The 14,050-nt window shown below is 36.8% G+C and carries 12 protein-coding genes and 1 pseudogene; 2 read left to right on the forward strand and 11 right to left on the reverse strand.

Features of this window, described 5'->3' with window-relative positions:
* Nucleotides 1–25: 25 nt before the first annotated feature.
* A complete protein-coding gene (locus FTU65_RS07760) occupies nucleotides 26–1,783 on the reverse strand; it encodes a GspE/PulE family protein (protein ID WP_180027311.1) in 1,758 nt (585 codons plus the stop codon).
* Between the two features lie 210 nt (nucleotides 1,784–1,993).
* On the opposite strand from FTU65_RS07760, the gene FTU65_RS07765 reads away from it, so the two are divergent.
* Nucleotides 1,994–3,007 (forward strand): hypothetical protein, encoded by a 1,014-nt coding sequence (locus FTU65_RS07765; RefSeq protein ID WP_168379329.1) that lies wholly within the window; start codon nucleotides 1,994–1,996, stop codon nucleotides 3,005–3,007.
* A 39-nt stretch (nucleotides 3,008–3,046) separates the two neighbouring features.
* Here the strand turns inward: FTU65_RS07765 and tsaA are convergent, their stop codons facing one another.
* The gene (tsaA, locus tag FTU65_RS07770; RefSeq protein WP_180010876.1) at nucleotides 3,047–3,760 is read right to left on the reverse strand and encodes a tRNA (N6-threonylcarbamoyladenosine(37)-N6)-methyltransferase TrmO; all 714 of its coding nucleotides are present in this window, start codon (nucleotides 3,758–3,760) and stop codon (nucleotides 3,047–3,049) included.
* Between the two features lie 106 nt (nucleotides 3,761–3,866).
* Between tsaA and FTU65_RS07775 the strand changes: the two genes are divergently transcribed.
* Nucleotides 3,867–4,646, forward strand: coding sequence for a ferredoxin--NADP reductase (locus tag FTU65_RS07775; RefSeq protein ID WP_078189109.1), 780 nt, complete (start codon nucleotides 3,867–3,869; stop codon nucleotides 4,644–4,646).
* An 82-nt stretch (nucleotides 4,647–4,728) separates the two neighbouring features.
* Here FTU65_RS07775 and FTU65_RS07780 read toward each other — a convergent pair whose 3' ends face one another.
* The 9 genes and pseudogenes from FTU65_RS07780 to FTU65_RS07815 all read right to left on the reverse strand — a co-directional run bounded on the left by FTU65_RS07780 (nucleotide 4,729) and on the right by FTU65_RS07815 (nucleotide 13,463).
* Complete coding sequence (locus tag FTU65_RS07780; protein ID WP_180005252.1) at nucleotides 4,729–4,911, reverse strand: hypothetical protein; 183 nt, start codon at nucleotides 4,909–4,911, stop codon at nucleotides 4,729–4,731.
* A 19-nt stretch (nucleotides 4,912–4,930) separates the two neighbouring features.
* Nucleotides 4,931–5,182: a hypothetical protein gene (locus tag FTU65_RS07785; RefSeq protein WP_180010878.1), complete on the reverse strand. Its 252-nt coding sequence runs from the start codon at nucleotides 5,180–5,182 to the stop codon at nucleotides 4,931–4,933.
* A 153-nt stretch (nucleotides 5,183–5,335) separates the two neighbouring features.
* The gene (locus FTU65_RS16165; protein ID WP_257245643.1) at nucleotides 5,336–5,563 is read right to left on the reverse strand and encodes a transposase; all 228 of its coding nucleotides are present in this window, start codon (nucleotides 5,561–5,563) and stop codon (nucleotides 5,336–5,338) included.
* 28 nt (nucleotides 5,564–5,591) lie between these two features.
* Nucleotides 5,592–5,870 carry a transposase family protein gene (locus FTU65_RS16550; RefSeq protein ID WP_368856485.1) on the reverse strand — a complete coding sequence of 93 codons (279 nt, stop codon included), beginning with the start codon at nucleotides 5,868–5,870 and terminating at the stop codon, nucleotides 5,592–5,594.
* Nucleotides 5,839–7,107 carry a type VI immunity family protein gene (locus FTU65_RS07795; protein WP_180005254.1) on the reverse strand — a complete coding sequence of 423 codons (1,269 nt, stop codon included), beginning with the start codon at nucleotides 7,105–7,107 and terminating at the stop codon, nucleotides 5,839–5,841. Before FTU65_RS07795 ends, FTU65_RS16550 begins: the two co-directional genes overlap by 32 nt.
* A gap of 122 nt (nucleotides 7,108–7,229) precedes the next feature.
* Nucleotides 7,230–8,138, reverse strand: a pseudogene (locus tag FTU65_RS07800) (PoNe immunity protein domain-containing protein); the annotation flags it as partial.
* A 38-nt stretch (nucleotides 8,139–8,176) separates the two neighbouring features.
* The gene (locus FTU65_RS07805; RefSeq protein ID WP_180010882.1) at nucleotides 8,177–9,157 is read right to left on the reverse strand and encodes a PoNe immunity protein domain-containing protein; all 981 of its coding nucleotides are present in this window, start codon (nucleotides 9,155–9,157) and stop codon (nucleotides 8,177–8,179) included.
* Nucleotides 9,158–9,171: 14 nt separating this feature from the next.
* The gene (locus FTU65_RS07810) at nucleotides 9,172–10,572 is read right to left on the reverse strand and encodes a hypothetical protein (RefSeq protein ID WP_180065543.1); all 1,401 of its coding nucleotides are present in this window, start codon (nucleotides 10,570–10,572) and stop codon (nucleotides 9,172–9,174) included.
* Nucleotides 10,572–13,463 (reverse strand): type VI secretion system Vgr family protein, encoded by a 2,892-nt coding sequence (locus tag FTU65_RS07815; protein WP_180066631.1) that lies wholly within the window; start codon nucleotides 13,461–13,463, stop codon nucleotides 10,572–10,574. Before FTU65_RS07815 ends, FTU65_RS07810 begins: the two co-directional genes overlap by 1 nt.
* Nucleotides 13,464–14,050 lie beyond the last annotated feature (587 nt).

The raw sequence follows: 14,050 nt of genomic DNA on the forward strand, positions 1-14,050 counted from the left end.
CGTTTTTATTTATTTGATCGAACCATTAGTTGAGCGGTACGACACGCAGAACTTCCTCTAAAGTCGTCACCCCTGCAAGTACTTTACGCGCACCTGCAATTCGTAATGGCTCGACATGTTCTTTACGTGCCTGTGTACGTAATTGGGTTAGATCTGCATTGGCACCAATCAATTGTTTGGTTTCAATACTGAGTGGCATAAATTCATAAATCCCCACACGGCCTTTATAACCCGTTTGACGACATTCATCACAGCCCACCGCCTCGTAGACAAAATCAGGCATTTGTATCGCATATTCAAAGGTCAAATGTTTCCACTCTTGTTCATTGATAAAAGTCTCACGCTTACAATGTGGACAGAGTTGACGAACCAAACGTTGTGCCAAAACCCCTAAAATGGTCGCTGCCGTTAAAAAAGGCTGAATACCTAGGTCATGTAATCGCGTCAAACTCGATGGTGCATCATTGGTATGTAAAGTTGAAAGCACCAAATGACCTGTTAATGCAGCTTGGATCGCCATATTTGCCGTATCATGATCTCGTATCTCCCCGACCATGATAATGTCAGGGTCTTGACGCATTAAAGCCCGTACACCATCAGCAAAGCCCAGATCAATCCCTGTATTCACCTGCATTTGGTTAAAGCTTGGCTCTAACATCTCAATCGGGTCTTCAATGGTGCAGACATTCACTTCTTCAGTTGCTAATTGTTTGAGTGATGAATAAAGCGTGGTGGTCTTACCTGAACCTGTCGGACCAGTCACTAAAATAATACCGTGACTATGACTGGTTAATGCTTTCCAATCATCCAACAGACGCCCTTCAAAACCGAGCTGTTGGAAACTACGTACCAAGACTTCAGGGTCAAAAATACGCATGACTAACTTTTCACCAAAGGCTGTTGGCAGCGTCGATAAACGTAGCTCTGTTTCTTGGCCTTTGGGTGTACGGGTTTTTAAACGTCCATCTTGCGGTTTACGTTTTTCAGCCACATTCATCCGACCTAAGATCTTAATTCGCGAGACCACGGCTGTCAGGGTATTTGCGGGCATGTTGTAGATGGTATGCAATACGCCATCGATACGAAAACGCACCTTTCCTGTATCTTTACGCGGCTCGAGGTGAATATCACTTGCACCTTGTTCGAAGGCAAACTGTAAGACCCAATCCACAAGCTTCACAATATGCTGATCATTGGCATCTGGATTTTGTGTATCACCTAATTGTAATAGTGCTTCAACGCCTTTATTTTCACGGTCATAACTCGATGATTTTTGCGAATTACTGACCGCACGACTCACTTGGTAATATTCAACCAAGTAACGCTGTAGTTGGTCTGGACTGAGTAATACACGCTGAATCTTGCGTGGTAATACCGTTCTCTCTAAATTGGCAATCCATTCATTTTTATAAGGTTGATCCGTTGCAATCAGCACATGCTCATTTTGTAATTCAACCGCTAAAATGCGATTTCGTACTGCAAATTCCTGAGACATAATGGCTGTCAAAGCAGGCACATCAGCTTTTAGAGGATCGATAATATAAAACGGTACTCCAGACTTTTCTGCCAACCATTGGCAAAGTCTATTCAATGTTAAGGTAGACTGCGGATGACTCTGATCGACTAAATTAAAATTGGCAATCCATTGTAGAGGATGCCATTTCAACTGCTCACGCTGACGGTGCGTGGTTTGAATCAGTATTTTGTCCCGTTCAGTAATACGTCCATCTTTTTGTAATTGGTCTAAACACCAAGAAGTGTCAATTTCAAAATTAAAAGTCATTGTTCTATGTTCCCCAAACATAGGTTCACTATAACAAAACCAGCTGATTAAAACGCAATATTTTTTACTTAAATTATTAAGAAAAATTTAACTTAAATCATTAATTTTAATTAGTTAATTTTTAACATTCCCTTTTTTATGTTTTTCTATACTATATGCAACAGTCACAAATAATAGTGACGTAATTCATAATTTATTAAAGAGGGTAACATGAAATTTAAAATTTTAAGCCTAGCCATTTTTAGTTCCTTAATTCTAAGCGCTTGCGGCGGCGGCTCTTCAGACAATAGTTCTACTTCATCTGAAACTGGATCAGGAAATGGAGCTGAAACTAGTTCCGAAAATAATAAATGGTCAATCTACTCATCATCATATTGGGATGGAAGCGACAATTTATTCGAAAAAACACATTTCAATATTCAAAATAATACTATTTATTTCAATGTTGATTATTTAAGCAATAACAATGAAAATTATGACTTGAAATGGATAATTTCTGATTATTTAACAGACGAAGGCCTTTATACACCAGTGCTGAACAAAACCGAATATGGTTATAAATTTGCCAATTTAATTTCTAAAAATGATAGCCAATGGATTTTCACACCAGCATCTAGTCAAAACTTCAATGGTCTGAAACTGACTCAAAATTTCGAAGTGGTAAATTTAACAGGTAAAGAAATTGGCTATTACGTAGACACATTTAATTATCTTTCAGGTGCAGATACTACGTTAGCAACGAAGTTGGGCACATTCCCTAGTTTCTATTATTCAAAATTAAAAGGAAAAACTTTTCCTCAAGGTTCAACTTGCTTAAGACTGAAAACATCATCAAGTTCAAAAAATTATGTTGAACTCCTTGGTGACAACATTAATGGTTTTGATCCTACTGAATATTTAGATGACGGTTATACCATCCAAAACATAGCTTCTTATCCAGTTTATATTTCGAAAAATCAACCTGTAAATTATGATTTTGATGCTTATGTGCAGTTTAATCAAAATTATCGTTATGGCTCATACTATAAATCAGGGACCACTTACACATTGGCTAATGATATTAAAGACTATCAAGCTGACTTAGATGAGGCGATTCAAAATTATGGAAAGGATAGCCTGGAAGCAAAAGTTGAAACTAACTATGTAGAAGCAATCAAAAATGAATGCTCGCTATTTAACAATATCGCTAGTACTGAAATTGATAAATACTCTAAATTAAAGTAATTCGATTTCAAAAAAGATCAGGTTTAAAACCTGATCTTTTTAACCACTTAGAATTTCGTGTACGACTATTTTATTAGTGTCTACGCAAAAACGCACATTACAACCGCCAAACAACATGCCATATATACGTTCAACATCATGCTGATAAGCAGGACGTGGATCTAAACTCAATACTTGTTCCAGTTCTGCTGTTAATTGTTCGGTTAAATTGCCATTATTCAAAAATACCTGTTTTTGTTGCTCAGCGTGCTCTGACCAAATCACAGATTTTCTTTCTGGCTCATCCTGCGCATAACCGCTTTGCGCATCCATAACTGCATCTGAATATTGAATATAGGGTTTGATATCTAAAATTGGTGTTCCATCCAACAAATCACTACCGACAACATAGACACGTACCGATTTTCCGACTTTTTTCACCCCTTTGAGCTGCACAACCGACAAGCCCATAGGTGACGGTCGGTACATACTTCGTGTCGCAAATACCCCGATTTTTTGATTACCACCTAAACGCGGAGGACGAACTTGCGGACGAAATTTTGTCGAATCTGCATTTTTATTTTCATGAAACTGCCAAATCAGCCAAAGATGACTAAAATCATCAATCCCTTCGAAAGCCAATAAATCGTTATAAGGTTCCACCATTTCAATATAAGATTCGACTTGCACCAAATTCGGCTGACGTGGAATACCAAATTTTTCTCGGTAGGGAGATTTCATATACCCGATAATTGGCATTTTAAGCTCAGACATAATCACTTTTTCTGATAAGTTCAATTAAATATATTCAGTTTATCGAGAATGATTTTAGATTAGAATAGTAAGCTGTTCTAATTTGATAATTTTATTGAGACCTTTAATGGCTGCTTTTAACGTCGAAAAGATTACTCACGTCCACCATTGGAATGACACTTTATTCTCTTTTAAAACCACTCGCGATACTGCGTTACGTTTTAAAAACGGTCAATTTGTGATGATCGGCCTTGAAGTAAATGGTAAGCCTTTAATGCGCGCTTATTCTATTGCAAGCGCAAACTATGAAGAAGAATTAGAGTTTTTCTCTATTAAAGTTCCAGATGGTCCTTTAACGTCTATTTTACAAAAAGTAAAAGTTGGCGATGAAATTTTAGTATCTAAAAAACCTACAGGTACGTTGGTTCTAGATGACTTAAACCCTGGTAAAAACTTATACCTACTTTCTTCAGGTACAGGTCTTGCACCGTTCCTTTCTGTAATTCGTGACCCTGAAACTTACGAACGTTTTGAAAAAATCATCGTTGTACATGGTACACGTTTCATTTCGGAATTGGCTTATCAAGATTTAATCTTAGATGAAATTCCTAACCACGAATTCTTTGGTGAATTAGGCGCGAAAGAAAAATTGGTTTACTACCCTACGGTAACTCGTGAAGAATTCCATACTCAAGGCCGTGTAACAACTGCCATTGAATCTGGACAACTTTTCGAAAAAATTGGGCTTCCACGTTTCAACCCTGAAACTGACCGCGCAATGCTTTGTGGTTCACCTGCATTCCTAGACGACGTTGCTGCACTACTTGACCAGCACGGTTTGAAAGAATCTCCTAAGATGGGCGTTCTAGGCGACTACGTGATCGAACGTGCATTCGTTGAAAAATAAGATTTCTTATTATTTCCAATAATATTGGATCAAAAAACCGAGCTATTTAGCTCGGTTTTTTATTGCTATCATCACGAAAAAATTAACGTCCACGGCCTTCTTGGTTTGCAGAACCTGAACAACCTGCGCCCCCCCCAATAATAAAACCTCTTTCCGCCTTACATGAACCGATCATACGACCATGTGAGTCAAATGTAGTAACCGTCGATGCACAACCCGTCAGTACAACCGTTGCTACTAATGCAATAAGTGCTGATAATTTCACAATATTTCCCCTCTATTATTTACGGTGCTAAATTAATCTGATTTTGACTTGGTGGTACTGGTAATAGTCCAGTCTTGGCATCCACTGTATTGTAATTCACACCAATCGCATTGCCTGAGCCACCACAATGGGCACTGGCAGTCGAAAGTAAACCACGTGTTGCTTTACATGATCCAATCACCTGACCAGTTGCATCATAGGTCACAACTTTCGAGCTACACCCAGTAATTAACAACACAGCACCTACGACTAAAAATTTAATTATTTTCACTACACCCTCTGCTAAAAATCTCTAAAATATCCAGTTTATTTTTAGAAATTACTTACATTACTTATACTTAATTTAAATTCTATCAAAATGTTTTTATTTGTAAAGAAATAAATATTATGTGAATTTAAAAATATATTAGACCTCTTGCATAAATCATTTTTTATCCAACTCCATATTGTAAACCCCAGCAATTAAATTGAATCGTAATCCCAGTCTTTTATCTCTATTTCGATAACGCTCAGCCAAAATTTTAAAGGTTTTAAGGCAACCAAATATGTGCTCAATCCCAATTCTTCTTTTATTGATCTCTTGGTTATAAATTTTAAGTTCAGGATCTAACTTACAGTGACGTTTAGCTTTTGATAGCAACAGACTATTCACATATACAACATAAATTCTCTGATAACCCTTATCTGCGAGGATAAAAGCCCCCTATAGGAATCTGATTAAAGTTGCGTTTAAAGAGCTCAAAATCATGTACTGAACCTCGATCAGCGCATAAACTCAGAATTCTCTGAGTTTTATAATGAATGATGGCTTGTACTTTAAAGGTGTATTTCTTTTTCTTGCCACTATAGCTTTTCTTCTGTTTTTTAGACCTTTGGATTGGAATTTCTGTGGCATGCTTAAATGAACAAGCGTCTAAGGACATCCATTTATTCTTCACCATCAAACTGCCAGTACACATCACCCCAATCACTTTCAAAATCAGGGAATATATCACCTTGTTTAAAATATTGACGTGAGTTTTCTTTAGCAAAAGTATACCAATATCCTGCGTGAGGACATGGGCTACCGGCAATAACAATATCTATTCTTTCTGGTTCTTGAACTTCAACTTTCACTCGTTTTAATTCAGGCCAAGTGCTGTCTTCATCAAATCGTGCAATCCATTGCTTTGAACTGACCGCATCAAAACGTGGATTTGGATCATCTGACCATGCATCTAAAGTGGTCAGTTTTAAGTTATCACAACGTATCGGTTTAATTAGTTCATTTGCCATCACCAATAAATCAGGAACACCTTCTTCAACTGGATAAAGTGAAAGCTCTCCCAAACGTATCCATAAGCTGTATTTTGTTGAATCTTCTGGGTCTATAATTTTAGTAATTTCAATTCGTGGATCATCCAGTTTTTCACGAATTTGTTCTTCACTCAAGCCTAGTTTCTCTAGCCAGTAGGGAGAAAGTAAAAAGCACCATGTTGGGGTACGAATACCGCCACCTAAACCATCCCGATCTTCTGCAATAAACATATTTTCATGAGAAAACTCCATACCAGGATGATCAATATCGAGCCCGTAAAAATAATCCGTGAAAGTCCGTTCAACTGTTTCAAATTCAGGAGAAACAAATGCAAATTGACTTGTGTTTCCAATTTCATATCCACTATATGCTTGAATTGGGTTAAGCATTTCTAGACATTTTTGAACAAATGAGTACCAAATATCTTTATTGGATCTATACCATTGATCACCAAAAGTTAATTTTAGACTAGAATAGCGCTCACTAGAGTCTCTAATCTTTGCACTTAAAGCCCAACGTGGACTTTGATCTTGAGATTGTGCAGATGTTGCACCTAAATAGTAAATGAAATATTTTTTATAAATTTTTGCCATTTCAGCTGATATTTCTTCACGACTTCTAATCCATGAAATTGCCTTTTTCCAAACTTCTATATCACATCGAAATCTTAAATGAAATGGCTTATCAATTATTTCGAATTCAAATTTCTCATAAATATCAATTACTTTTATCAAAAATTCTTGCGCATTTGTTTTTTTTTGATCAATATAAAATGTAATATAAGGGCAAACTCCGAACTCTTTATTTTCCTCTCCATACAAAATGGAAGTATCAAATGGAATATCACGAATGAGTTCTTCTATTTCCTCATCATTTAAATAAACTTGTGCTGTGCTCATAAAATATTCTTTTAATTAATACTTCTTTTTTTAGAGATCCAATATTATCAAGCCCCGAAGGCATAAAACTGCCAGTACACATCACCCCAATCACTTTCAAAATCAGGGAAAATATCTCCCTATTTAAAGTATTGACGTGAGTTCACTTTAGCAACTGTAAACCAATAACCCTGTTGAGGACATTTTTCCCCAGCTTTAATTGAAAATTTATTATGATTTTCAAGAAAATTTATTACTGAAGTTTTGAGCTTGAATTTGTGATAAAATTCAACCAAATCTTTAGGGTAATATAAGTATTCATGTAAGACAGTATCATTCTCTATCTCTAACAGAATAACAGCGCACGCTGCTTCAAAAGCCCAGTATCCATAATAGCCACCTTCTGATTTATGAGTATCATGCCAAGGCGCACCTGATAAATCTTTGTACCAATTCTTTAAAAACTTACGGACAAAAGCTAAAGAAATTTCATTATCTTGATTTGAAAAGGCTTCACATAATAATAAGTAAGGTTTTGGTACTAATACTGTTGAACAATCATATCTATTTTCATCTGAAAAAGATAAATACTCTTCAATTAGCCAATCTTGAGCAACATTTTCTCTCATTTCTCCGTCAATTAATTTCGCAACTCTAGGTAGCAAATCCTTTCGGTGGAGTAAATAACACAAACTGATTAACCAAATACATGGACAATAGCCATCAATAGTAAATAATTCAAAAACTGGTAAGTTTATATTTTTATGATAACTTCTTAATTTACTTCCATATTGCTCATAATAGTCAATAACTATTTCAATTTGGCTTCTAATAAAAGGTAAACTATTGCCAGCTGTATATTCCAATATAAGCAGATTTAAATAGTCCTCTGCTACGATAGCATAAGAGTATACCCATCTTTCTTCTATTGAATCACCAACACCTGTAGGATTTACTTTAAAAGTTTCAATAGTGTTCAGAGTTTCCGCCTTTAATGTTTCATACATTTGAGGTGTAAGAAATTGTTGTCTTTTTATATTAACTAAATCCATTTTATGCCCAAAAACTGCCCCGAAGGGCATATTTTCACTTATTCTTCACCGTCAAACTGCCAATATACATCCCCCCAATCACTTTCAAAATCAGGGAATATTTCCCCTTGTTTAAAGTATTTACGAGTGTTTTCCTTGGCTACACTGAACCAATAACCTGATTGAGGACATTTTTTACCTGCTTGAATTGATACTTTTTGATATTTAGTTAGGAGGTCAATTTCAGCACTACTAGGTTTAAATGTACGATAGAACTCTATTAAGTCTTTAGGATAATAGAGGTATTCATGAAATTCTTTATCATTTTCTATTTCTAATAGAATAACAGCACAAGCTGCTTCAAAAGCCCAATATCCATAATATCCACCCTCTGATTTATGGGTATCATGCCATGGAGCTCCAGATAAATCTTTATACCATTTTTTTAAAAATTTGTTTAAATGCTTGAATGAAACTTTATTATCTTGGGTCACAAATGCATTGGATAACTCAAAATAAGGATTTGAAAAAAGGACATCTGAACAATCAAAACGGTTATCGTCATTAAAAGCCAAAAATTCCTCTACAATCCAATCTTTCCCTCCATTTTCTTGATCCTCTCCATCAACAAGGTTAGCTACCAACGGTAGTAAATCAGTTCTTTTTAATAAATAACAAAGGCTGATAATCCATATATATACACAATAGTCATCTAAAATTTCGATGTCAAAAACACTAAAATTATTATTTTTATAATAGGCTCTTTGTTTTATAGAGAGTTCCTTGAATAATTCAATTACTTTATCAAATTCTAAGCGTAAATACTCAATCGGTTTACCAGCAGTATAGTCCAAAATAAGCAAATCAAACTGATATCTAGACGCTATCGAATAAGAGTCTATCCATCCTGCTTCGATATCATCATCATCATTTGATTCACTTAAAAAACTTTCTATGGCGCTGACAAGCTCACTCCTTGTAGATTGATAGTAACTTTCATCTAAAAATTGTTGTCTACGATTAAACTTAAATTCCATCATAAATAAATTTCCAATTATTTATTATTAACAACGATACTAATGTCTTTATCAGTCCAAACCTTTGTAGCTGTATGAATAGAATGTTCTTTATCAGTTACTGTTTTTTTAGATAAGAATTTAATTAATGCAACAGCATGTTCTACTACCTGCAATCCACTAAAAAAAATAACATATCTTTCATATCTTCTTTTTTTCAATATTATTGGAGCTAGCTTAATTCCTACTGATTTAACAAGACGATTTGTTATCCAATGATGGCTCATTTGAACTACTTTTCCACTAGAATCTCTATATTTTTCGCCACCTAAAGTTAGATTACGATTAGTTGAACTAGTGTTAGTACGGTTTCTAGAAGTTCTGCCAGATCTTTGTTGTTGTTGAGGTATTGATTTATCAATACCATTTTTATCATTAGCATCACCTAATAAATCTCTAAGTGAAGCAGCAGGATTTTGGCTACATTTAGCCTCAATAATTGCATATGGTTTTGCGTCATTATTATTTTTCTTCCAAACTCCATCTATACCACGCCCTCTACTTTTAATAGAAAATAGATTTACCATTTCCCCATTATCATTCAATTTATGAGAGTTTTTCGTTCCTATCTTATCATGTGTTGAAGTTCCCCAGCCTTTAATTTCTTGGCAATAGTAATCTGCCATATGCTCACCTAGAATACCTTTAAATTTATTAGATAAATTAGTTATAGCTGTTTGGCCTATTGACGAATTATTGGTACTGTTAGATTTGCCCTGATTTGTATTGTTTGCTTTTTGTCCACCATTTGCTGGAGAATTTGGCTTATTTGTTTGGTTCTTAGAATTTTTATTTGCATCTGCTGAAGTTTTTCTACTTTTTATTAGCCAGCCATCAACTTCCTTTTTAAATTCTTGTAATTGTTTACCTAAATTTTTTCGAATCTGATCAACATTTTTACGAGCTTCAGGGCTTAGCTGATTTAATACTTTAGGGTTTGTCAGTATCTTATCCAAATTTTTTTGTAATGCATTTAGATCTAGACACTTACGTATCAATTGCTCAGGATCACCCTTCCCTAGTTTTCGGATACCATCTAAAATACTATCCATTGGTAAAGCGCCTTTTTTGACACTTTTTAATGACATTTTGACAGCATCCCCACCACCTGGAATTAAGCCAATTAATGCTGTAATAAGATCAAACCATCCAGCAGGGCTAGCTGGATTTGCAGATAAAATGATAATCGCTTTAATAATATCTCTCGCGTCTACCAATTGACCTAAAACAGGTACACACCCAATTACCGTCTCCGCTAAAATTGCCCAACCACCAGTACTTTCACCTTTAAAGAAAGTCATAGTGTCTTTTTTTAAACTTTGTAGCCATCCACCGGGAACAGAATCTACAGAACGTTTATATTTAGCGACAGAGCCCATTATTTCGCTCCATTCTGTAAGTTATTTGTAAGTTTTTGATATGCTTCTTCATCTAATAGTGACCAAATATCATCGTCAATAGTGTCTGTATCTTCAATTTCTGCATCTAGGTCATCGGGAATGTCTTTTTTAAACTCTGACGGATCTTCCCCATAATAAATTTCAGATTTTCCTTTAGGTACATTTTCTAATTTAGCGTACCCTTTATCATCTAAAGTACCTTCTCTGTAACTTCCATCTTCAAAAAAGACTTTAAAAGGAGCCCCTTTAACTGGTGATAAATCATCATAATGGTAGTTCAATTCCATCCAATTTTGCATTTCACCTAATAATGATAAAGTAATATTTTTTGGTTGAGCCGTACTTCCACCTGTAAATAAATGCTGCCCGGCCTTAACCTCAAACTTTCCACCCGTGGTAGGGAATATGCCAGAACCATTAATCTTGAGCTGTGATCCGCCTCCAGTCAGGATTATTTCTTTAGGACTGGTGATATAAACTACATCTTCCGTCGAAATGATCTGAATCCCTTTGCGAGCAATTAAATCAGCACCATCACCTTGAGCCTGTATTTCTATCTTGCCTTTACCAGCAAACAGCCTTGCACCTTCCTGAGCTGCAAACAGACTGATTTTGCTTTGTGCATGGGCAATTAAAGATTTTTGGCTACTGAGGTTGATGCTATCGCCTGCACTTTGGCTGATTTGTCCATCTGCTGAAAGATGAATATCTTCCTGACTACTCACAGCAATGGAGTTTGGTGCAGATAAAATCATTAAGGCTTGTTTAAAGGCATCAGCTTTTTCTTTACTGCCTTTTTCAATTTGTCCAAGAAAGTTTTTCAGATTATCCAAGACTTCAAGTGGGTCAGTTTGTTGATTTTTCGCCACTTCACTTAAAGCTTTACTGCTGTTTAAATTGGCTTCGATTTGATCTTTTGCAGCTTGTGCGTCGAGGTGCATTGCCGCTGCTTGTTGTTGTGAGTGTGTGCTGACAAGTAGCCCTTGTCCTGCTCGTACTGCACCCCATTGATCGGTTCTCAGCTCAAAGCCTTCGCCTCTTCCCTCACTTTCTGCGGTTTCTTTGGGATGACTGAGGTTACCGAGGTTGAGCTGGGTGGCACCATGGGTACTTTGTAATTGTGTTGAGATTTGTCCAGTCGTGTCATCAAAGCGAAGTTGTCCAAAGCCTTCACCTTGGACTTCCTTACTTTTTATTCCAGCCAGTTTTTTGGTGTCGGGCAGTTTGCCTTTACCATCAAATTGGGTCGGACTGCGCTGTGCCTCATGTATACGCCCCACCACAAATGGTCGGTCGATATTACCGTCAAAAAAATCAATGACTACAATTTCATTAATCCGCGGTAAGAATCGTGCGCCATAGCCTTCACCTGCCCATGGAGTCAGTACATCGACCCATGCAGAGTCCGTATCATTATCATTGCTGCCTGCACCGCCATCATGGCTGTGGTCATCACCACGGGTAAATAAGAAGCGGACTTTGATACGCCCCCATTCATCGACATGTATTTCTTCACCGCTTGGCCCAACGACTTTGGCGCGTTGCGGATGGGTGCTTGGACGGTGTTCGAGTGGGTTATATTCAGGAACGGTCGCAATATTGCGGCGTTGCAATGTGAGCTGATTGGCCTGACGCTCGGCCTGTTCATGGATGGGTTTAATATTCCACTGGCTTTGTTCAATCAGTTGATTGACCTGTTCAGTGAGATCTTTGGGTAAGTTATTTTGGTTATAGAATTTCTTTTCTGTGATTAAAAATTGTTTGTCTGCACCACTGTGTTGATCAATTTCAGGGTGTTCATTCAGTTCAAACCAATAACCGACTTGTGTATCACGCACAGTCGATTGTGCATTGAATTTTTTCGATTGTAGCTCATGATAGCGCGTTAGGTTTTGATTCAATTTTTCAATTTGACTGTTGGATGAAGCGGTAGCTTGGTCTTCACCTTTTAAATCTTGCATCCATGCAGGGCTGATATGCCATGCTTGTTCCAAACTTAAACTGGCATTGTCTTGGTTTTGGCTATGTTGATGTTTACTTTGAACTGAACCTGCGCCTTCTTCTTGGCTGAGTCCATCGGCTTGCCAGCGCTGTACGTGTACCGCAGTCGGCTGAATGCTACGTTCACCAATCAAGCTGGTGATGCTGTCTTGTTTTTCAGTGGCGCTAGAACGATGAAAGCGGATACTACGACGGCTGAGTGCTTGATATTGGCTATTGTCATCAATCAGGCGGAGTTTTTGTTTTTCAATTGGCGCTGAGGAATGTGGTGCTTTCAGCTGCGCTTCATCGATGAGCCAATTGATGCCTTCACTGCGCCAAAGACGCGTTAAAAAGTCATAATCGCTTTCATTCGACTGCATGATGAAAGGTCGTACATCATAGTTCTGACTTAAACCGCTTAGATCTAGCGTTAGACTGGCAGCAAAGAGCGGACTTTTGCTTTGCCATTCTTTAAAGAGAGTTTCACTGACATCGCGAACAGATTTGTTCATAAACACACGGCTGTTCCTGCGTTTATGCCACAGCGATGTTGCATCTTCTAAAGTGAGTTTATACAGCGTGAGTGAACCGTCACTCTGGCCTTGGGTGGCTTCGGTAATAATACCCGTGGTGCGGAAGAGTTCGCCCTGATCGGTCACTTGATCAACGGCGACTTGTACGCCAATAAATTGTTTTAGTGGAATAAGTGCATTAGTAGATAGGCAAATCAAAGTCGCTTGCAGGCCTTGGTTTAAGACATGCTCCCCATCAATACGTTGAATAAAAAGCTCTTCATTCAACGCAGGGTTGGAAAATTGCACATGAATGGCACGTTTTTGAGCGGATAGACCCAATTGTTCTAATACAGCAAATATTTTGCCTAACATAATAAAAATTCTAAATTGTAATCATGGAAATAATTTTGCTGCTAGTTTAGTCAAATTCATCAATAAACTTAATGCTTAAAACCATAGAAGATGTTTCGTTATGTAAAATCCACGATTCAAAAATTCACTTAAAAATAAAAAGCGGAGAACCCACTCACTAATTACTTCTTGCATATAAAATATTCACCAAATGGTCTTAGACCATGTACTTGCACCCAACGAACAGCGTCATGCACGCAACTGTAAAAATAGTTTTATCGTCTAATTTAAATCGAGCTTAATGATCAATTTTTTAATATTATCTTTAAAAATAGTAGATTAATTTAAACTCAAGTCAGATTAAAAAACACACAACCCTTTCTTTCCTGTCTTGTAATTCACCTAAGATCCCCTATAATTCAAAAAAAACAGACAAGTCTGTCTATTTTGCTGCAAAAACCGAATGAATTTAGCATTCAGAGGGTAAAAATATAAATGAGAGAAAACGTATAAAACGTTCGAAAATCAAATCATTGACTTAAGCTAACAAAGTGAATGATTTGAACGCACAATTGTCAGCAAAGCGCGATTACCCCAAATAATCGCGC

Origin of the sequence: Acinetobacter sp. YH12129, assembly GCF_013418685.1 — a bacterium.
Classification (GTDB): Bacteria; Pseudomonadota; Gammaproteobacteria; order Pseudomonadales; family Moraxellaceae; genus Acinetobacter; species Acinetobacter amyesii.